18 protein-coding genes are annotated in these 21,301 nt (G+C 56.7%); 15 read left to right on the plus strand and 3 right to left on the minus strand.

What is annotated here, in order from left to right; all coding sequences use genetic code 11:
* Positions 1-31: 31 nt before the first annotated feature.
* The gene (locus EYC79_RS04570; protein ID WP_130977269.1) at positions 32-988 is read right to left on the minus strand and encodes a FliM/FliN family flagellar motor switch protein; all 957 of its coding nucleotides are present in this window, start codon (positions 986-988) and stop codon (positions 32-34) included.
* Between the two features lies 1 nt (position 989).
* Entirely contained in the window at positions 990-1,862 is an 873-nt protein-coding gene (gene motA, locus EYC79_RS04575) for a flagellar motor stator protein MotA (RefSeq protein ID WP_062425113.1), read from the minus strand.
* 281 nt (positions 1,863-2,143) lie between these two features.
* Here motA and flgF point away from each other — a divergent pair, with 281 nt between their 5' ends.
* From flgF to EYC79_RS04590, 3 genes are read left to right on the plus strand one after another with little or no spacing between them, the layout of a single operon-like run.
* Positions 2,144-2,878 carry a flagellar basal-body rod protein FlgF gene (gene flgF / locus EYC79_RS04580; protein ID WP_130977270.1) on the plus strand — a complete coding sequence of 245 codons (735 nt, stop codon included), beginning with the start codon at positions 2,144-2,146 and terminating at the stop codon, positions 2,876-2,878.
* Positions 2,879-2,893: 15 nt separating this feature from the next.
* The gene (gene fliI, locus EYC79_RS04585) at positions 2,894-4,285 is read left to right on the plus strand and encodes a flagellar protein export ATPase FliI (protein ID WP_130977271.1); all 1,392 of its coding nucleotides are present in this window, start codon (positions 2,894-2,896) and stop codon (positions 4,283-4,285) included.
* 2 nt (positions 4,286-4,287) lie between these two features.
* On the plus strand, positions 4,288-4,818 hold the full coding sequence (locus tag EYC79_RS04590) for a flagellar protein (protein WP_130977272.1): 531 nt from the start codon (positions 4,288-4,290) through the stop codon (positions 4,816-4,818).
* 198 nt (positions 4,819-5,016) lie between these two features.
* Here the strand turns inward: EYC79_RS04590 and EYC79_RS04595 are convergent, their stop codons facing one another.
* Positions 5,017-6,939 carry an O-linked N-acetylglucosamine transferase, SPINDLY family protein gene (locus EYC79_RS04595; protein ID WP_130977273.1) on the minus strand — a complete coding sequence of 641 codons (1,923 nt, stop codon included), beginning with the start codon at positions 6,937-6,939 and terminating at the stop codon, positions 5,017-5,019.
* 347 nt (positions 6,940-7,286) lie between these two features.
* Between EYC79_RS04595 and EYC79_RS04600 the strand changes: the two genes are divergently transcribed.
* The 12 genes from EYC79_RS04600 (at position 7,287) to flgK (ending at position 21,300) form a co-directional block, all read left to right on the plus strand.
* Entirely contained in the window at positions 7,287-8,156 is an 870-nt protein-coding gene (locus tag EYC79_RS04600) for a flagellin N-terminal helical domain-containing protein (protein ID WP_062438792.1), read from the plus strand.
* 273 nt (positions 8,157-8,429) lie between these two features.
* On the plus strand, positions 8,430-9,302 hold the full coding sequence (locus EYC79_RS04605; protein WP_112519932.1) for a flagellin N-terminal helical domain-containing protein: 873 nt from the start codon (positions 8,430-8,432) through the stop codon (positions 9,300-9,302).
* Between the two features lie 327 nt (positions 9,303-9,629).
* Positions 9,630-10,508 carry a flagellin N-terminal helical domain-containing protein gene (locus EYC79_RS04610; protein WP_130977274.1) on the plus strand — a complete coding sequence of 293 codons (879 nt, stop codon included), beginning with the start codon at positions 9,630-9,632 and terminating at the stop codon, positions 10,506-10,508.
* A 237-nt stretch (positions 10,509-10,745) separates the two neighbouring features.
* Complete coding sequence (locus tag EYC79_RS04615) at positions 10,746-11,702, plus strand: flagellin N-terminal helical domain-containing protein (protein WP_165456957.1); 957 nt, start codon at positions 10,746-10,748, stop codon at positions 11,700-11,702.
* Positions 11,703-12,144: 442 nt separating this feature from the next.
* Positions 12,145-12,789: a hypothetical protein gene (locus EYC79_RS04620; RefSeq protein WP_130977276.1), complete on the plus strand. Its 645-nt coding sequence runs from the start codon at positions 12,145-12,147 to the stop codon at positions 12,787-12,789.
* Positions 12,782-14,164, plus strand: coding sequence for a MotB family protein (locus EYC79_RS04625; RefSeq protein ID WP_130977277.1), 1,383 nt, complete (start codon positions 12,782-12,784; stop codon positions 14,162-14,164). The genes EYC79_RS04620 and EYC79_RS04625 overlap by 8 nt, the downstream gene beginning before the upstream one ends.
* Positions 14,165-14,176: 12 nt before the next feature.
* On the plus strand, positions 14,177-15,409 hold the full coding sequence (locus EYC79_RS04630) for a chemotaxis protein (RefSeq protein WP_245495186.1): 1,233 nt from the start codon (positions 14,177-14,179) through the stop codon (positions 15,407-15,409).
* A gap of 1 nt (position 15,410) precedes the next feature.
* Complete coding sequence (locus tag EYC79_RS04635; protein ID WP_130977279.1) at positions 15,411-16,880, plus strand: flagellar hook-length control protein FliK; 1,470 nt, start codon at positions 15,411-15,413, stop codon at positions 16,878-16,880.
* Positions 16,828-17,391: a transglycosylase SLT domain-containing protein gene (locus tag EYC79_RS04640; RefSeq protein ID WP_376782288.1), complete on the plus strand. Its 564-nt coding sequence runs from the start codon at positions 16,828-16,830 to the stop codon at positions 17,389-17,391. The genes EYC79_RS04635 and EYC79_RS04640 overlap by 53 nt, the downstream gene beginning before the upstream one ends.
* Before the next feature lie 281 nt (positions 17,392-17,672).
* Complete coding sequence (locus EYC79_RS04645; protein ID WP_062426080.1) at positions 17,673-18,344, plus strand: response regulator transcription factor; 672 nt, start codon at positions 17,673-17,675, stop codon at positions 18,342-18,344.
* Positions 18,345-18,559: 215 nt separating this feature from the next.
* Positions 18,560-19,837, plus strand: coding sequence for a flagellar hook protein FlgE (locus EYC79_RS04650; protein ID WP_116493163.1), 1,278 nt, complete (start codon positions 18,560-18,562; stop codon positions 19,835-19,837).
* A gap of 20 nt (positions 19,838-19,857) precedes the next feature.
* On the plus strand, positions 19,858-21,300 hold the full coding sequence (gene flgK, locus EYC79_RS04655) for a flagellar hook-associated protein FlgK (RefSeq protein ID WP_130977280.1): 1,443 nt from the start codon (positions 19,858-19,860) through the stop codon (positions 21,298-21,300).
* Position 21,301 lies beyond the last annotated feature (1 nt).

Here is a 21,301-nt window from a genome sequence, read left to right on the forward strand (position 1 = left end):
TGCCTAAAACCTAAGGTAGTATTGAGCGATCTCAACCCATCAGGTGTCTTAGGATTTCGTCATCCGTAGAGACGTTGTTCTTGACCCGAACCGTGTAGCGGTCCCCGGCTCGCCCAAACTCGCAATTGTACATTTTTGCTCCGTTTGCGCTTACTTCGACGCAGATATCATCCTGCTTCGCGTCCCGGAAAGGAATGACGTCTCCTTCCACGAGTCGTGATATCGTCTTCAGTGTCAGTGTCTGCAGTCTGATCTTCGCCTCAAGCGTCACCTGGGACCGCTTGACCTGCTCGGAAATCATCTCCATCCACTCTTCTTGCTTCTTCAAGGCTCCAGCCGAAGGCTTCGGCGTGACGATCCTCGTCTTGAGAAGGGTGCGCTGAGGAATAATCAGCGCAAATTCAGAGGTCACCTTGCCGATTGTGATCGTCGACCGGATCAGCATGCCGAATTGGCCGAACATGGCCTCCTCATAGGTGCTCTTTCCGGTTGCATTGAAGGGTGGCTCGATCGTCACTTCGAAGCCACCGGGAGCGTTGACCGCAGAGCGCAGCACGCCAGCGATTCGGTCGAGGATCAGAGCTGCAAGATCGAGCTCGATCGCCGAGAGAGCGCGGACTTCCGGTTCCATGATCGTATCGGGAGCAGCCCCCAGCATGCGCTCCATCAAAGCCATGACGAAAGCGTTGCCGACACCCAGCATGAAGTTGTTGCACCAGTTGCGAAGCGAACAATCCGCGACAGCATAATCCTTGCCGAGCTTCGCAATGAGATCGGTCATGAGGCCGGATTCGCAAGCCTCATAATCCACCTCGATGGTGATGCCGGTCTGGCTGTGAAAAACATCGGGGAGGAATGTGCCATAGACCTGGCCAATCTCGTTGCCGATCTTGGTGACCGTCTTGCTGTCACCAAGCCCACCGGTAAGCTTGGCAAGCAAGGAGGGTTCCATTCCCAAGGAAGAGCTGTGGTCCGCAGCAATCGCCATATCAAGCCGCCTTCTGGTCGCCGCCAGGGTTCATCATTTCCTGCTCGACCGCGTCGATGGACGGACGCTCGTAACCGGAAATCGTCTTTCGTCCATATTCCAGCGCGACCTGCGGAACCGAGCCGTTCATATAGGCGATCAGGGTCTGCTTCACGATGACATACAGTCTGTGCTGCTTCGAGCGGACGATTTTCACCTGAGAGGCAAGAGGGTTACAGATCGAATAGGAAAGCAGAATCCCGAGCATGGTGCCCACGAGCGCGGCACCGATCAGGCCACCGAGAACCGCAGGGGGCTCGTTGATCTTACCCATCGCCTTGATAACACCGAGAACGGCCGCGACGATACCGATGGCCGGAAAGGAGTCGCCCATCGCGGTAATCGCGTTGTACGGCTTCAGCTTGTCGTAGAGGATCGTTTCGATTTCCTCGTCCATCAGCGCTTCGATCTCATGGCTGCGGGCGTTGCCGATGATGATCAGGCGCACATAGTCGCAGATGAAAGCTGTCAGTTCCTTGTTTTTGAGAACCGACGGAGCCGTCTGGAAAATGGAGGATTCTTCCGGATTGTCGATATGGGCTTCGATCTCGTTGCGCGACTTCGTGCGCAGATCGCGCATCAGCCCGTAGAGAACGCCCAGCACGTCGAGATAGTGACGTTCCTTCGGCACCGCGAATTTAAAGGCTTCGCCAAGCGCCTTGCCCGAATCCTTCACCACCTTCATCGGGTTGGACATGATGAAGCCGCCGAGACCCGCACCGCCGATGATCACGAGCTCGAACGGCTGAACGAGGACGTCCAGATGGCCGCCCATGGCCATGAAGCCGCCGAGAATACAGCCGAAAGTAATAACCAGTCCAATAACGATATTCATCTGACGCTCACACCTGCAGCCAATTTTCCTCCTGAATGGTTAGGCATCATGCCTTGCGCGAGGCTGGCTTTGAGGTGTTTCGCCACATGGACCACATTGTCTGAAACGTCATCGCGTCATGTTGTGGCGCTCTGGCATCGTTAGCGCTGCTCATTCTTTACAGGCCGGTCGCAGAGCCGAACCCAAAAGTTTCGCGCAAGCAAACCCCTCTAGGTCTTGAAGCCATGATGCGCCGAGTTTGGCCGCACGTCCTTGGCTGGAAGTCCGAACAGGAGAACGACATGCAATCTGGTATCTATGTTGGTATTTCGTCCCAGATCGCCTTGGAACGCCGCCTGACGACCATCGCGGATAACATCGCCAATATGAATACGGTCGGCTTTCGTGGCACCGAGGTGAAGTTCAACCAGGTCATGGCGGAGACGAAGAACGATTTACGTGCCAATATCGCCTTCGTGACGCAGGGCAACGACTATCTATCGACGAAGAACGGCGAAGTCGAGCGGACAGGAAACCCCTTCGATTTTGCCGTCAAGGGCGATGCATGGTTCGCCATCAATACACCGTCCGGTCAGGTCCTCACACGCGATGGCCGCTTCTCCATGTCGACGACGGGCGAACTGATTTCGACCAAGGGATATCCGGTTCTCGATCCGGGCGGTGCGCCGATCCAGCTCAATCTCGCTGCAGGCGAGCCAACGGTCGGCTCGGACGGTCGTATTACCCAGAATGGCAGGACGATGGGCCAGATCGGCTTGTTCACCGCCGACGCGAAAAAGGGTTTCGTTCGCTATGAAAACAGCGGCGTGATCTTCTCTCAGGCGCCACAGCCAGTCGTGGATGCAGATCGCGCCGGCGTCGTGCAGGGCTTCCTGGAATCCTCCAACATCAACGGCGTCTCGCAGATGACGCAGCTTATTCAGGTCAACCGGGCCTTCGAAGGCATTTCGTCGATGATGAAATCGACCGAGGAGAACCTGTCCCAGGCGCTGCGCACGCTGGGCGGCGGTCAGTAATCGGCATGAACCCCAATGGATAGCCAACCGCAGCCTTCGCCGTTTCACAAACTGGATGCCCTCGCGCAGATCGCGGCCGCTCAACTGGCCTCTGGCGCGCCCGTTTCGCACGGTGGGCGTGTGCGCACCATCGCTGCCGGGCACTACACGGTCAATGGGCTTTCGGAACATGTGCGGCTTGGTGAGTTTGTCGTACACAAAAGCGCGACGGGCCTGCATCTGGGTGAAGTGGTCCGAGTCGAGCCGGACCTCATCTATGTCTGCCCCATCGAACCTGGCGAGCCGATCGGCGTCAACGACGTCGTGCTGCGAGAGGGCGAATTTCGTGTTCAGCCCGACGATAGCTGGTGCGGTCGCACCATCAATTCGCTGTGCAAACCGATCGATGGCAATGGCCCCCTGATGAAAGGTGCCCGCAAGCGCTCCGTCATGGCCTTGCCGCCACCATCCATGAGCCGAAGCCGCGTAATTTCCGGCTTCCGGACCGGGGTGAAGGCCATCGATATTTTCACTCCGCTGTGTCTGGGCCAGCGTCTCGGCGTCTTTGCCGGATCGGGCGTGGGTAAATCCACCTTGCTCTCCATGCTCGCCAAGGCGGATGCCTTCGACAAGGTGGTCATCGCACTGGTCGGCGAACGCGGTCGTGAAGTTCGGGAATTCATTGAAGACACGCTCGGCGACAATATGAGGAAGTCGATTGCCGTTGTCGCCACCAGCGATGAAAGCCCGATGCTGCGAAAGATGGCACCGCTCGTCGCAATGACCATTGCCGAGCATTTTCGCGACAAGGGCGAGAATGTCCTCTTCATTGCCGACAGCATCACCCGTTTTGCCCATGCCATCCGCGAGGTGGCGATCGCTGCTGGCGAGCCGCCGATCGCGCGTGGATATCCGGCTTCTGTCTTCACCGAACTTCCAAAGCTTCTGGAACGGGCAGGGCCGGGCGAGGAGGGGACGGGAACGGTCACCGCCATCATCTCGATCCTGGTCGATGGCGACAATCACAACGATCCGATTGCGGACTCCACCCGCGGCATTCTCGACGGTCACATCGTGCTTGATCGCTCGCTCGCCGATGAGGGGCGTTATCCGCCGATCAATCCGCTGGCATCCATCTCGCGTCTTTCCCACAAGGCCTGGACGCCCGATCAGCAGAAGCTTGTCTCGCGGTTGAAATCGCTCATTCACAATTTCGAGGAAACAAAGGATCTGCGCCTTATCGGCGGATATCGGCCGGGCGTCGATGCCGAACTCGATATGGCGGTCAAGCAGGTGCCCTTTGTTTATGAAGTTCTCAAGCAGTCTCCGGGCGATCCGACGGTGATCGACGCCTACGCAGAACTGGCAAACGCGCTGAGAAACGCGCCCGTTAACAACCAGGCGGCTGCACAGCGGCGAGGACCCTGATCATGAAGTTCAAAAAGCGCGACAAGACCACCACCGCGGCCGATGCCGCCAGACAATTCGATCGGGTGCTGACGGGCGGGCTTATTGCCGTTGCGGCAGCGGCAGCGGCTCTCCCTTGGTACGTTTTCCTCAACCCGGAGAAATTCGGCATGAGCGGCCGGGGTTGGGAAGCGTTGATGAACGTCCCACAACGCGGCGGCGGTGGTGGGGAGGCGGCCATTCCCCATGCCGACAACTCCGCCGCCATCGAGCCGAAGGATGCGGTCGTTGATAACGTCATAACCGCGACGGTTCCCGCTATCGACAAGGATATCATTTCAGACAGTTCAGCGGTGCAGCAGCCCTTCCCGGGTGGCGTGAACTTCAAGCTCTTGCATGTCTCGAACGGACGGGCGCTGATCGAGGACAAGTCAGGCATGTTCCTGGTGCAGATTGGCTCGGTCCTGCCAGATAAGAGCAAGCTTCTCTCAATGACCAAAGTGGACGGACGATGGAAGATCGTGACGTCTGCCGGCGAGCTTTACTCCGAATAACGTCGGAGGCGACGGACGACAAAGATCGTCCGACCACATCGGAGCGCAAATAGCCCGATCGCCGAAAAGTAGTTCGTAAATCTACAGAAGATGGAGCGCCGTTAACACCGGCAGCCTATTCGCATGAGAGAAGACGGGTTTTTAAGATCACATAAAAGAAGGCCGCTTCTCTCGAGGCGGCCTTTGTCGTGTTCGGCATTATCGTTCGAGGAAGGGGCCGTCGCGCTTTGGAAGTGCGGGAACATCGAAATGATCCGGTTCAGCCCCTTGCTTGGCGCGCTCGACCATCATCTCATACGCACTCTCGAGGTGACGGCAGAAGCGCTCCGCATCGAAGAGCGGCGTGACGAAGCGATTTGTCGCGACCCGCTCGCGCACCTCTTTGAGGCGATCGGGATTCTGGGCATAGAAGACCGCCTGGTTCACATAGTCCTCTTCGTCCTCAGCCACGAGTTCCGGAGTGCCGATGGCATTCAACAGGCTTTCGCTGACGCGCGAAGCGAAGTTCGTGCCCTTGACGGTGAGGACAGGGAGGCCCGACCAGAGCTGTTCCGAAGTCGTAGTATGGCCATTCACGGGGAAGGTATCGAGACCGAGATCGGCGGCTGTGATACGATTGAGGTGAAGCTCGAAGTCCAACTTGCCCATCAGGAAGACGCGCTTGGCGGGGATACCATTCTCGTTGAACTTCTTCACGATGTTCACGGCGCTGACCTGGCTGTTATGCAGCACCCAGATGACGCTGTCTGGCACCTTTTTCAGGATATCGCTCCACAAATCCATCACGCGCGGCGTGATCTTGCGGTTGGCGTTGAAAGAGGCAAAGACAAAGGCGTCTTCAGGCAGCCCGACTTCTGCTCGCGTCACCTGTTTAGCCAGGGGGCGATTGACCGGATCGTTCGGCTGATAGGTCTCGGGTAAGCGCACGAACTTCTCGTGATAGAAGGGTTTCGAGCTCTCCGGCAGCACATAGTGGTCGCCGACGGCATAATCCAGATCGATATTGACGACCGAGCCCGGGAAGCCGATCCATGCCACCTGAAGGGGGGCGGCGCCCATGTTCAGGATTGCCGTGCGGTTGCCGGCAGTGTGACCCTTCAGGTCCACCATGATGTCGATGTTGCGTGACCGCATCTCCGCATGTGCCTGCTCATCCGTCATGTCGCGGATGGTGACGACATCGCCCCAGAGGCTTCGATCGGCCTCGTTCGTGCCAAGAAGCTTAGGATCGGAGTGGCAGAAGAGCGTGACTTCGAAACGATCGCGGTCATGCAATTCCAGGACCCGGCGGATCAGCTTCATCGTCGCGTGCTTGTCGAAGAAATCCGAAGAAAGATAACCGATGCGGATCTTCTTGCCCCATTCATGCGGCATCGCGCGACGGCGCTCCTTTATGTCGGGCGTGAAGACCGGCGTGTTTGAGCGCGCCAGCTGATTGATGTACTCGTCGCCGCTCCAGTGAAGATTGAAGAAGGTGCCGTCGAGTGAAACGAAGGACGTATCGCCTGCAGCAACAGCGGCATCGATGATTGGCTGATGTTTCTCGATATTGTCGAACTTGCTGTGTTCACGGCTGAACACCAGATACATGAGACGAACCGGGTTGTTGCGCGGCAGTTTTGACAACAGAACGCGCGCCGTCTCGATGTCGCTTGGATCGAAAAGATCCCATGTCGTGATGGCGATACGCGCACCGAGTTTGATGTGCTCGATATCCTCGCTTTTCATTAGGATGCTTTTCAGCGTGCGGGCGATACGATTTTCGCCACGTTCGATCAGCAGCGAACCGACGATATAGGCAATATCCGGATGTTTGTGAAAACGGTGAATGAGCCTGTTGGAAAGGGCGAGTGCCCTGTCCTTCTGGTCGCACTCGTAGAAGAGCTTGATGCTTTCAACCAGGTAGGTCTCTGCATCCAGCCCGTTTTGCTGATAGGCAAGTTCGTAGGACGTGGCGGCCTGTTCTTTCAGTCCGAGTTGCAGCAGCGTTTTGGCAAGCAAAGCGTATGTGCGCGCATCACGGTTGATATCGATCAGCCGGTTCAACGTCCTCAGCGCGTCTGTGTAGCGCCCTGTCTTGAAGTGCTTGGAGGCGGCTGAATAGCTGATTTCATTTAACATGGATACGTTGCGTCCTCTTGCTCGGCAGGTCTTTTTGGGGCGCGGCCGATCTGCGGCGATAGAAAAATTCACCAAACGCTACAGGATGAACCTTGCTCGAAACGGGACACCTTCACGTGGCTTTCCCAGTTTGAGGAAAGGCTTTCACACGGGGTTAACCATAGGTCGGGGAAGGGGGGATTCGATCGTTCAAATTAAGAAGTTGGCAATCGTTGAGGGTCATTTTCATCCTCACGTGACGGGTTTGGTGTCCTTCAGAAAATGGACCCGAGTGGCATGAGGCCGAACCGTTTACGCCGGTGGAATCCGGCATGTCCCTCTCATGTATCTCGTTAAAAGGGGCAATCATGTCTAGCATTAACTTCAACTCCAGCGCGACGAACGCTCTCCAGACTCTGCGCGACGTCAACAGCAAGCTGCAGAACACACAGAACACCGTTTCTACCGGTCTGAAAGTTTCGTCCGCTAAGGATAACGTTGCCTACTGGTCGATCTCCACCACCATGAAGTCCGACAACAAGGCGCTCGGCGCTGCGACGGACGCTCTCGGCGTCGGCGCTGCAAAGGTCGACACGGCTTACGCCGCAATGGATAGCGCGATCGACGTCGTCAACGAGATCAAGTCCAAGCTGGTCACAGCGAGCGAAAGCTCGGTCGATAAGGATCAGGTCAACCTCGAAATCGAAAAGCTGCAGGAACAGCTGACAGCGATTGGCCAGGCTGCATCCTTCAACGGCGAAAACTGGATGGTCACCTCCACCAAGACGACCGTTGTCGATGGCTTTACCCGCAAGGAAGACGGCACCGTCAAGATCAACACCGCCGAGTTCCAGGCTGGCAGCTATGCCATGTTCTCGACCATCGCGAGCGGCGTTGGTAGCGGCGGTATTCTCAGCGCCGTCATGACCATCGAACTGACCAGTGCTGCGACACAGGGCAAGATCGACACCTACCTTTCTACCGTCGAAACCGCTCTGAAGGAACTGACGAAGGGTGCGGCGGCCCTTGGCGCGATGTCCACGCGTATCGATCTTCAGGACAAGTTCGCCAGCAAGATCAGCGATGCCATGAAGGCTGGCGTCAGCAAGCTGGTAGACGCCGACATGGAAGAAGAGTCCGCTCGTTTGGCGTCCTTGCAGACACAGCAGCAGCTCGCAGTGCAGTCGCTCTCGATTGCCAACAACAGCTCGCAGAGCATTCTGTCGCTCTTCCGTTAAGCCAATCGGTAAAGAAAATGTTAAAGAGGCCAGGTCGAAAGACCTGGCCTTTTCTTTTTATTAACCTGAGTTAATAAGTATTAACCAATTAATTTCAAATTTTACTATCTGTTAATTCAATATTATATCGGTGTTAACCTTAATAGCTTTAGATGAATCCATCAAAACGACGGCTGGAGCGTTAATGGATTGGCTCAGCGAGCATGAAGCTATACGTCGTTTAACCGGTGAAACCGGAATGTCCCTTCCCTATACTTGCCAAAGGGGCAGTTTATGACCAGCATTCTGACCAATATCTCCGCGATGTCCGCATTGCAGACTCTGCGTTCGATCAACTCGGATATGAAGGATACCCAAAGCAGCGTTTCCTCTGGCCTTCGCGTAGGACAGGCATCTGACAACGTCGCCTACTGGTCCATTTCCACGACCATGAAGTCCGACAACAAGGCGCTCGGCGCTGCGACGGACGCTCTCGGCGTCGGCGCTGCAAAGGTCGATACCGCCTATGCTGCAATGGATAGCGCGATCGACGTCGTCAACGAAATCAAGGCAAAGCTCACGACAGCAAGCGAAAGCTCCGTCGACAAGAAGCAGGTCCAGCTTGAAATCGACAAGCTTCAGGAACAGCTGACGGCGATCGGCCAGGCTGCATCCTTCAACGGCGAAAACTGGATGGTCAACGACACCAAGGCGACCGTTGTCGATGGCTTCATCCGTAAAGAGGACGGCACGGTCAAGGTCAACACGGCCGAGTTCCAGGCTGGAAGCTACGCCATGTTCTCGACAATCGCGAGCGGCGTCGGCAGCGGCGGTATTCTGAACGCAGTCATGACCATCGAACTGACCAGCGTAACCACGCAGGGCCAGATCGACACCTTCCTGAACACGGTTCAGACCGCCCTCGATAACCTCACGGACGGCGCTGCAGCACTTGGTGCACTGAAAACCCGCATCGACATGCAGGACGATTTCTCTAGCAAGCTCTCGGACGCCATCAAGTCGGGCGTCAGCCGCCTGGTCGATGCAGACATGGAAGAAGAATCTGCTCGTCTCTCGGCACTTCAGACCCAGCAGCAGCTGGCCGTCCAGTCGCTGTCGATCGCGAACTCCGGTTCTCAGCAGCTGCTTTCGCTCTTCAGAGGCTAATCGCTTCCGCTTCAACGATAAAAGCCGCGCTCCAGCGCGGCTTTTTTTGTTTGTTTCGACAACAAATTTCGCCGGGACAAAAACCAAAAATATCATTTATTATCAAATCGTTAGTCAATGTTAACGGGCGGTATCTCCGTTAACGCGGCGTTCACTCAAGTAAAAACTTCCCTAAATTTAAGGCTTTATTAACCATAAAGCGGTTTTCTGCGGCCATCGAAACAGCGCACCGGACCAACCATTCGGTAAGCATGAAGCTACCTGCCGCGTTTCCCGGTACGACCGGAATGTCCCTTCTTCCAGAGATTGCCAAAGGGGCCAATTCAAATGACCAGTATTTTGACCAATACATCCGCTATGTCCGCATTGCAGACATTGCGTTCGATCAATACCAGCCTGTCTAATACCCAGGACCGGGTTTCCTCCGGCTATAAGGTTGCTCAGGCGAGCGACAACGTTGCATATTGGTCAATTTCCACCACGATGAATTCCGACAAAAAGGCCTTGAATGCCGCTGCCGACGCACTTGGCGTCGGTGCAGCCAAGGTTGACACCGCTTACGCGGCGATGGAAAGCGCGATCGGTGCTGTCAACGAGATCAAAGCAAAGCTTGTAACAGCAAGCGAACAATCCACTGATAAGGGACAGATTCAGCTCGAAATCAGCAAGTTGCAGGAACAGCTTTCGGCGATCGCTCAAGGTGCCTCCTTCTCGGGCGAAAACTGGCTGGTCACTCAAAACACGCAAGCCAATGTCGTGGACGGATTTGTTCGCGAAGCGGACGGTACGGTCAAGGTCACCGTTGCAACCTTCAATGTCGGGACCTACGCCTTGTTCTCGACGATCGGCGCCAACGGCCTCGGAAGCGGCGGTGTTCTGGGCTCGATCATGTCGGTCGCGCTGACCAGCGTCTCGACCCAGGGCGATATCGATGGCTTCATGAATATTGTCGAAGCGGCATTGAGCAAGATGACTGATTCCGCGGCAGCGATCGGTGCTCTTCAGATCCGCGTCGAACTTCAGGACAAGTATTCCAGCAAGCTATCAGATGCGATCGAGGCCGGTGTCAGCCGTCTGATCGACGCGGACATGGAAGAAGAATCCGCCAGACTTTCCGCTGTACAGACGCAACAGCAGCTTGCCATCCAGTCGCTGTCGATCGCGAATTCCAGCTCGCAGAACCTTCTCTCGCTCTTCCGTCAGTAAGGTTTCGCTTCAATCTATGGCAAAGGCCGCGTTTTCTGGAAGCGCGGCCTTCGTCATTAAGGGCATGTCACGATCAAAGAGGTTTTTCTCCAGTTTCGCGCAAGCTTGCCCATGGTTTGATCGCCTGTCTGGCTGCTTTGATTCCCATGACCTTCGCCTCTTCATGACGATGAGGCCGCAACCGCCAAAAATGGCATGTTCTTCCCTCGCCTTGAGATTGCTGACATGACAAAAATCATGACCTCTAGCTACGTGCAGAGCGCCCTTCAAACGCTGCTGTTCAGCAATGAAAACCTGGATAAGACCCAGCAGATCACAAGTAGCGGCTTGAAGATTGGCAAGGCTGCGGACAATGCCGGATACTGGTCCACCGCCAAGAACCTGAAATCTGAAGGCAATGTTCTGAGCAGCGTTGGCGATGCGCTGAGCCTTGGTGCCTCCAAGGTCGATACGACCTACGAAGGCGTTTCCTCCGCGATCGACATTCTGGACAAGATCACCACTGAGCTGATCACCGGTTACGAGGAAAGCACGGACCGCGACACCATCAATGGGTCGATCGCAGCACTGAAGAAAAATCTGGCGTCGGTCGCCCAGGCGGCATCCTTTTCCGGCGATAACTGGCTCCTGAACACCACCCCGCAACTGCCTGACAGCAAGTCCATCCCCTTCTCTTACAAAAAGGGAGCAGACGGTGCGGTCAGCCTGCAATATCTGAGCATCAAGACCTCCGACACCGTCCTCATCGATTCCAGCGACCCGAGCCGTGGTCTGTTCACCAAGGCGACTGATGCTGACACTCTAAACCCCAATGGTTCCGGCACGCCCCGCGAGTACTACTTGATGAGCCCCGACGGGGCGACGCCTCCGGGCGGTCAGGAAATCGCCATTTCGTCGAGCACGACGAAGGAAGAACTTGACGACATGGTGGCCGTCGTTGGCGAGCTTTCCGCCAAGTTAAAGGGGCTCGGCAGCACTCTCGGGACCATGTCGAACCGCATCGATCAGCAGCAATCCTTCGTGGGTGCGCTTGGCGACTCCTTGAACAAAAGCGTCAGCCGTCTTGTTGACGCGGATATGGAGGAAGAATCGACCAAGCTTGCCGCCTATAAATCGCAGCGTGATTTGGCGGTCGAGGTCGTTTCGATGGCCAATAGCTTCCGAAAGAGCCTTGCAAGTCTGTTCCAAGGCTAAGGTTTGGACCACAAGAAGGCACTCGGGGGAGCGATCCCACGAGTGGCATGATGGCAGTCCGAAGACCGCAAACCTCGCCGGCGTGCTTGCCTTAACGGTATTGATCTCGCAGGCGAATGTCCGCTCGAATTCTGCGCCCGACGCATGTCGTTGTCACAAGAAGAGCTACGTCGTTCTGCCTGAAATGCCGCAGCATATCATGGCCATTACCCCATTTGTCTGCCGCAGTAGACCTATCCTCTTCCGCAATATCGTCGGTCGGTCGCGCTAATGGTGGAGAGGTTCACCCTCGCACAAGTTTGGCTCTTTACCCTGCCGGATGAAAAGCTGTCATGGCAGGACTCTTCTCCTTCGCTGAGGCAGTTGCGAATACCTTGCGGTTTTCCCGCAAGGCTTCCCGGATTGAAAACGACAGATGTGATGTCTGTCATCAGGTGCGTCGATGAGTGCAGCGCTGACAAAATACTTGAAGGATTTCAGCCAGTTCGTACCGGTTGAAGAACCCGTGGCACTCGATATCGAGTTGCCGGCAGTGACCTTTGAGAATGACTGGGCGGCTGCTCCCGAGCCTTTGGTCGATCTTGAGGAAGAGAAGCGCAAGGCTTTCGAGGATGGCGAGCAATCCGCAAAACAGACTCTCGAAGAAAGCCATCAGGCCGAACTCGACGCGTTGAAGCTGCGCCATGAGGAAGAGCTCGAGGCCCAACGTGTCCGGTTCGAGGAAGAGATTGCCGGTCACCTTGCGACCTCGGTCATCACCATGAAGCAGGTCATGAACGAGCACGTCGAGGCCGCCTGTCTCAAGGTTCTCAGCCAGTTTGTCGAGCAGGAGCTTGCACAGAAGACGGCAGCCGAAATGGCAGCGCAAGTTCTTCGCGAAATCCGCGACGGCTATGCTGGCACGGTCAAGATCAGCGGGCCGGAGCAACTGCTTTCCAAGATGCGCAAAGGCCTGGAAGAAATTGACCATCCTGTCGATTACGAGATGTCGGACGACATCGATATTCAGGTTCAAATGGATAATTCAGTTCTAATGACGAGACTGTCGGAATTTTTCCAAGGTTTGAGGGGCTTGTCGGATGAGTGAGAGCGAAAATCACCATCACGGCAAGAATGAAATCATCATCGTCAAGCGTCACAAGGGTGGGCATGACGGTGCGCATGGTGGTGCCTGGAAGATCGCCTTTGCTGACTTCATGACCGCGATGATGGCCTTCTTTCTCGTTATGTGGCTCGTCAACGCCTCCAATGAGAAGACGACCGCATCGGTCGCCAGCTATTTCAATCCCATCAAGCTGACGGACGAACAGCCGGCCGAACGTGGGTTGAAGCAGCCGGCCAAGAAGGAGCAAGGCGAGGAGAACAGCGCAAAGTCCGACACCAAGTCGACCAAATCGACGGAAGGCAGTGCGGCTGCAAGCGGCGAGGACTCGACCACGACCTCCGGCCAGAACGTCAATTTCTCCGAAGCGGCGTTCTTCGAAAACCCCTATGCGGTTCTTGCGGAGATTGCCCAGGAGGTCGGCCAGCAAGCCAATGTCAGCGCCAAGGGTGAGGGCGGTGCAAGCGAATCCGGCCCTTCCACCGGCGCCTCCGGCGGTGAAGCCTACCGCGATCCCTTCGATCCGGATTTCTGGAGCAAGCAGATCGACACCGCTCAGCAGAACCCTTCTGTGGTGGTCCAGGACACCAAGCTCCCGGAAAAGGAGCAGACGTCTGAAAGCGTGAAGCAAACGCCCCCGAAGGAAGATGTCGCAGGCATTATCGGTGACCCGAACGAGCTTGGAGCACCGCCTGATGCTAAGACGGCTAAGGCCGAACAGGTTGCGGCAGACGATCTGGATCCGGAGGCTCAAAAGCCCACGGAGGTGGCCATGGCCATTCCCGTGCCCAGCCCCAAGCCCGATCAGGCATCCGGTAAGCAACCGGCCAAACAGGATGCTGAGGTAAAGCAAGACCCTGAAAGCGAGCCTGCCACGCCCGTCAAGGTATCGCAAAAGAGCGAGAAGGCCGCCGACGCGTTGCGCGCGGAAATCTCGCAACAGGTTTCCGGCGTGGCCGGCAAGCTTGCCGAGGGCATTGTCGTGACCCCTGCCGAAGGCGGCACGCTGATCACCATTTCGGAAAAGGCAAGCACTGCGATGTTCAGTGTCGGTTCTGCCATACCCCAGCGCGATCTCGTCCTGGCAATGGGCAAGATCGGCGAGGTTCTCAGCAAGCAGAAGGGCGCCGTCGTCATTCGCGGCCATACCGACGGCAGAGCCTATAGTAGCGGCGGCAAGGACAACTGGACGCTGTCGATGGATCGCGCCCATGCGGCCTATTACATGCTGGTGCGCGGCGGACTGGATGAAGGACGGATCAAGCAGCTGTCCGGTTTTGCCGACCGTCGCTTGCAAAGCACCGACGACCCGATGAACGGCGCGAACCGTCGCATCGAGATATTGCTCGAGGACGGTTGAGGCCAGCGGATGATGAGAGCCACTCATATTGCTGGATTGTTGATGGGGGTGTCCTGGCTTCTGGCGGCTGGCCATGCCGAGGCCCAGAGCGACTTGCCGCCCGCCAAGATCTTGCGGTCTCTGCAGTTCGTGCAGGATTCGGTCGTCATGGGCGATCATTCCGCGCGCGACATGCAGAAATTTCTGCTGAGCGCTTTCGACACCACGTTGCGCACCTCGGACATGTCGGTCTTTTCCGACACGAAGAACGCCGACGCGGCGCTGATCTACATCATGAGCGGCGGAAATCCCGCGACGCTGAACTATCTCGTCGCCAAGGACGTGCAGGGATACTTCGATTCACGCGTGGTCAACGTCCTGCAAAAATATCTGAGCGGTCGTGGCGGCCTGGTGGACAAGGTCGTCTCCGACCTTATTCCGGAATATCGCAACAATCGCCTGGGGCCTTATCTCATGCTGATTGCGGGCAATATCGCCTATACCAAAGACCCGGCTGCAGCCCTGCCATTCTTCGACGATGCCCGGTTGAGCGCGCCAGGCACGATTATCGAGGAAGCCGCGCTGCGCCGCTCCATCATGGCGACGATGCAGTTGAAGCAGCCCGAGAAGGGGATGGTTTACGCGCGCAAATACGCCGTCCGATTTCTGCATTCACCCTATGCGTCGCAGTTTGCCGATCTCTTTGTCAGCCTCGCCATCGATAGCTTTGGCCCGGTGACGACGAAGGACATTGGTGAGATCGCCGAATTGATGGATGCGGAGAGAGCGCAGGAAATCTATCTGCGCATCGCGCGGCAAGCATCCCTGCAAGGCAAGATGGAGCTTGCCCAGTTCGCGGCAGAGAAAGCCAATGGAATTGCTGAGGACACGGGCGACACCACCCGTGAGCCTCTCTCCAAGCTCTATTCGGGGCTGTCCGACATATCAGGACAGGATGTTCTGGCCGCCCAGGAAAAGCTGGCGAGCATCCCGGAATCGGAACTTTCGCCGCGTGACCTCGCGCTACGCAACGCGGCAAAAACCATTGCGGAACAGATTATGCAGCCGCCGTCTCTTACCGCCGCGACGACTGTTTCGAGCAGTAGCGGCCCTGCGACCGAGGGTAGCAGGGCTCCTGTGCCGGCCGGAAAGACCGAGGAGGCTGCGTCTCAGGCAGCCGATGCGGCGCCGCTAAAGACATTTTTCGACAAGAACCGCGCTCGATTGAACGAGATCGACTCCATGCTGAAGCAGGAAGGGGGATAACATGAACGTCCTGAGCAACTTGGTGCCAAGCCACGCCGAGGCCGTAAAGGTCACAAATGGTCGGGACCGTGGCGGATCGTCCAAACAAGGCGGATCAGGCTTCTCGGATGCGCTTGGCGCTGCGGGTGACCGCACTGCGCGGCAACCTGCACCGGCGAACAACGCCAACGCCGATTCCAAGGCGCAAGATAGCGATAAGGCCCAGAGCACTCCGTCCAGCGCCGCGCCGACCGATACGAAGCAAACGGTCAGCGATCGCCCTGCCGATAAATCTCAGGATGCTGTGCCAGCCCGTTCCACAAGCGCCGACGACAAGCAACCACCCGCTGAAGGCGAGGTTGTCGATGAGGCGGCGCAGAGCAAACCTGCTCTCCTGTTGAAGCTCGTCGACTCGAGCCTGAGCGTTCAAACTGCGCCTGTTGCGCCTGTCGTCGCGGAAGCCCCGGCAGAGACTGAGGAGCCTGCTACGTCACTTGCAGATCTTGTCAAATTCATCGAGACGCTGACGAAGGCCACGAACACGAGCGAAGTGCCGGTCGAAGGTGATAAGGACGATACGGACAGCGACAAACCTGCAGACGATGCAGATCTGACCAACGTTGCCAGCACGAGTGCCGACCTGATGTCGCTTCTCGCAGCCACAGCCGCGCCAAAGGAACAGCCTGCGGTGCCGGTGCATGCCGAGGCAAAGGCCAAGCCTGCTGATGGCGCAGCCTTGCTTCCCGTGGCTCCACCATCCGAAGACGATCTGGCCATGCCCACCACCGTGGTAAGGCTTTCAAAGGGGGATGCCCCGGCGATCGATCTTCACATCGCATCGCATGAGGATGGATCGCTGAAGGTGGATGCATCCCTATCCTCTGCTCCGAACGTCGACGTGGTGCAGGTCCTTGATAGCAGGCGCTATCTCGCCCTCTCGCCCACCTTGAATGCCGCCAACGTGACGGCGTCGATGGCAACCGACCCGGATTGGGCAACCGCAATGGCGGCCAAGACGAGCGGAGCGCCTCTGGTGACGTCCACCGGGCAGGTCGTTCACACGCTCAAGATTCAGATGAGCCCGGTCGAACTCGGTCATGTGACGGCCGCCATGAAGCTGGTTGGCGATGAGTTGAGCGTTCACCTGACGGCCCATACGCTGAAGGGCTATGCCGAGCTGCAGAAAGACAGCTCTGCCATTCTGGATGCCCTGAAGTCCCAGGGCTTCAGCGTTGACCAGGTGACCGTGGCACTTTCGTCTACATCCGAGCGTCAGGATAACACCAACAGCAACACCAATCGCCAGCCGAACGATCTGAACCAGCAAGGCGCACAGCAGGGCCAGCGTGGCAACGACGATCGATCGCAGGAGCAATTCTATCGGCAGACGCGCCAGAGCGCGCCCGAAGAGGTCAATGGCAATGATATTTCGGTTCAGCCTGAAACACTTCCTCGCGATACCAGCGCTCGTCCTGACCACGTTTACCTGTGAGGCTTCCCAGCCTGCCGCAGCGGTCGAATGTGAGCGACAGATCCATGATGCCGCAGGCCAGTATAGTATTCCAGAAGGAATATTATATTCGGTGGGGCTGACGGAAACGGGACGCAAAGGCTCGCTCAGCCCCTACGCGATCAACATCGAAGGCAAGGCTTTTTTTCCGGAAAGCAGGGCGGAAGCCTATCGTCTGGTGGAGGAAGCGCGGGCACGTGGCGCCAAGTTGATCGATGTCGGATGCATGCAGATCAACGTCTATTTTCATGGGGCGGAGTTCAGGTCGATTGGCGAAATGTTCGAGCCTGCGAAGAACGTCGCCTATGCTGCGCGCTTCCTAAAGCAGCTCCACGATCGGCATGAGACCTGGACGATGGCGGTCGCAAGGTACCATGCCGGCCCCAATAATGACCCCGCGCAACAGCGCTATGTCTGCCGGGTCATCAGCAATCTGGTCGCAACGGGCTACGGTCAATGGACCGCCAACGCTCGCAAATTTTGCCAGGCTTAACCAATCCTAAGTTGTATCACCGAGTTTCATTTTTGCCTGTTTTTGAATTGCGGCAAGAATGGGCCAAATTAGGTGAGTCAATCCCCCTATTATCTTCCACAGGTTTATCCCATGAAAAAATATCCCATTTTTGGTTAACGCATACTAGATATAGTCCAAATCGGCACAGTATGGTTAATCAACTATTAATAATTACCTGTGTTTTCCTGTAATTGTGAGAGATTCGCCCGATTCGTACACCCTAGGACGTAGGTGAGCTACACTGATTCGGAGGCGGACGAATGATCGTGGTAGTTGATGAGCGCAAGCTCGTTAAGGAAGGGTATACAGCCCTGTTTGGACGAGAGGGGATACCCTCGACTGGATTTGATCCAGCAGAATTTGGAGAATGGGTGAACACCGCAGCGGATTCGGACATCGCTGCGATTGAAGCATTTTTGATTGGTCAGGCGGATACAACGTATGAACTGCCAAGAACGATCCGTGATCGTTCCCAGGCACCTGTCATTGCGGTCAGCGATCAGCATTCTCTCGATGCAACACTGGCCTTGTTCGATTGCGGCGTCGACGATGTCGTCCGCAAGCCAGTACATCCACGTGAGATCCTGGCACGGGCGGCAGCAATTCGCCGCAGGCTCAACGTCATCACGCAATTTACCGATGTCGGTCCCATCCGGGTTTTTTCCGATGGTCGCGATCCGGAAGTGACGGGCGAAGTCTTCCCACTGCCGCGTCGTGAACGACGCATCCTGGAATATTTAATCGCGAACCGCGGTCGTCGCGTTTCCAAGGCGCAGATCTTCAACGCGATCTACGGCATCTTCGATGAGGAAGTCGAAGAAAACGTGGTGGAGAGCCACATCAGCAAGCTTCGCAAGAAGCTGCGCAAGAAGCTCGGCTTCGATCCAATCGACTCCAAGCGGTTCCTCGGATACTGCATCGACTGGTCCTGAACGTCATCGCGGGTTCAAAACGCCCGCGATTTTTGTTTATTCATTTCAGCAACATCATTCTCGAAGACCGGCCCGCGCCGGTCTTTTTCGTTTCTGGCCTTCGCTACGCCTCCATGTCCCCAACCGCGCCGAAATTTTCCGTGGTGGAGAAAACAGACAGCCTCACGCAAGGCCCGCATCCTAACGTCATCAGGAACAGGAATAGAGGATTCGACATGAGCCTTTTTGGAACGATGAAAACTGCTGTATCCGGCATGGGCGCTCAGGCCAACAAGCTCGGGACCGTCGGTGATAACATCGCCAACGCCAGCACCACTGGCTACAAGAGCGCATCGACCTCGTTTTCGACGCTCGTTCTGGGCGCGAATGGCGGCACCTATAATTCCGGCGGCGTGATGACGAAGGTCAATTACTCCATCACGCAGAACGGACCGTTGCAGTCGACACAATCGCCGACCGATATCGCCATTCAGGGCGATGGCTTCTTCGTGGTCGAGGACCCGAGCGGAAACGTCTTCCTGACCCGCGCAGGCCAGTTCGTTCCCGACGAAGACGGCTTCCTCGTCAATGCCTCCGGCTTCAAGCTCTTGGGCTACAAATATGATGGCACCACGCCAACCACCGTCGTCAACAGCTATGACGGTCTTGTGCCTGTCAATGCGTCTGCCGACGGCATGCAGGCAACGGCATCGACGCTTGGTTCGCTGACAGGCAATCTAGCCTCTTCGGCGCCGATTGTGGCTGCCGCCAATCGCCCGTCAGCGCCCGGTGCAACCGCATCCTCCGTGAATGTCGACCAGGTTAGCACGCTGAAAACGTCCGTCACCGGTTATGATCCGCTGGGTAACTCAGTCAAATATGATTTCTATTTCACGAAGACCGCAGACAACCAGTGGGAAGTCTCCGTTTTCGACTCCAAGTTCGCGACAGATCCAGGTGGTTTCCCGTACACTCAACCAGCCCTGCTGACCGAGACATTGACGTATGATGCCGGGAAGCTGGAAAACGATCCTCCGACGATCACCCTCGACGATACCACCAACGACATGGAAGTGACGTTCGATCTTTCGGGAATGTCTCAGCTGGGCGCCGACAAGTCGACCATCTCTAAGGGTGGCGTCAACGGTAACGCGGCCGAAGCGGTTCAGTCGATCTCCATCACGGCTGACGGCACGGTCTACGCGACCTACGCCAAGTCCTCGCCGCGTCCGCTTTATCGCGTGCCACTGGCCGATGTGGCAAGCCCGGACAATCTGAAGGTTCTCTCCGGTAACGCGTTCCAGACGACAGCCGAATCGGGCGTCGTCACCTTGGGCTTCGCCGGTCAGACCGGCTATGGCTCCATTGCGTCCAAGCAGCTGGAGCAATCGAACGTCGATATCGCCAACGAACTGACGGAAATGATCCAGGCGCAGCGCAGCTACACTGCCAACTCGAAGGTCTTCCAAACAGGCTCCGATATGATGGACGTCCTCATCAATCTGGCACGATAACGGTTTCTGGAGACGGGTGAATGGCGCTCAGTACGACACTTAATACGGCCAAGGCCACTCTGGGTAACACGTCACTCTCAAGTGCCGTCGTTTCGAATAACATTTCGAACGCAAGCTCAAGCGACTATAACCGCCGCGCCGCTGTCACCACGGTCAATACGCTGACGGGAGCAATTACCGTCAAGATCGAGCGTGCCGAAGATAGCGCTCTTTTGAAGCAGTATCTTTCCGCAGCTTCTGATGATGCGGGCAAGCAGAAATTCCTGGCGGGTATGAAGTCGCTGAGCGTGGTGATGGGCGGTGAGGAATACACCGCTGCCCCGTCCACCTATCTCGCATCCCTGCAGAATGCCCTGAACACCTACGCCGCATCGCCAACGGACATCACGCTGGCCTCTGCTGTCGTCAGTGCCGCTACCGATACGACCAATGCGTTGAATTCCTCCACAAAGGCCGTTCAACAGTTGCGGGTGGATGCCGACAGCGAAATCAACACGGCAATCACACGGCTGAACCAGTTGCTGAAGGACTTCGGCGACGCCAACGATCAGGTCAAATATGCGACCCAGGTCGGACGCGACCCGAACAATGCGCTCGATAAGCGTGAAGGCCTGCTCAAGGAAATATCCGGGATCATCGGCGTTTCTACAGCGACCCGTCCCGGCAATGATGTCGCCATCTATACGACGGACGGCACGACTCTCTTCGAAACGACGCCAAGAAAGATCTCCTTCGAGTCCCGCGCCGCCTATGATGCGGACACGACGGGTTCCGGGATTTTCATCGATGGCGTGATGGTCAAGACGGGCTCTGGCAGCAACACCACGGCGAAGGGTAGCCTTCCCGCACTTCTGCAGCTGCGTGACGAAGTCTATCCAACCTATCAGGCACAGCTTGACGAAATCGCCCGCGGCCTTATGGGCACGTTTGCCGAACAGGATGGGAGTGGAAATCCGGTTGCCGGCCTGTTCACCACCCGTGATGGCTCGACCGTCGATTTTGAAACACCGCAGAAGATTCCGGGTCTTGCCGGCCTGATCTCTGTTTCGGCAGATGCGGTCGCGACCCCGACGAAGCTGCGCGATGGCGACATTGCGGGCGTCAGTCCGAATGTGGACGGATCGAGCGGCTATTCCAACGTCCTGTACAAATATGCGACCGCGATGAACACGCCGATCGAATTCGATCCGGCGGCAGGCATTTCGAGAAATACGACGTTGCTGAGCTTTGCGACGGATTCGGTCGGCTTTGCCGAAGAGTATCGCAGCAACGCCACGTCGGCGGCGGATAGTACCTCTGCGATGCTGACGAAATCGAAAGAGGCCTACTCGAACGCGACCGGCGTCAATCTCGATGAGGAACTGATCCAGCTTCTCGACATCGAGCAGTCCTACAAGGCTGCGGCGAAGCTGATGACGACGGTCGATGAACTTCTGAAGACACTGTTGGCGGCGGCGAACTGAT

The organism is Agrobacterium cavarae (assembly GCF_004310285.1).
In the GTDB taxonomy this organism is placed as follows: domain Bacteria; phylum Pseudomonadota; class Alphaproteobacteria; order Rhizobiales; family Rhizobiaceae; genus Agrobacterium; species Agrobacterium cavarae.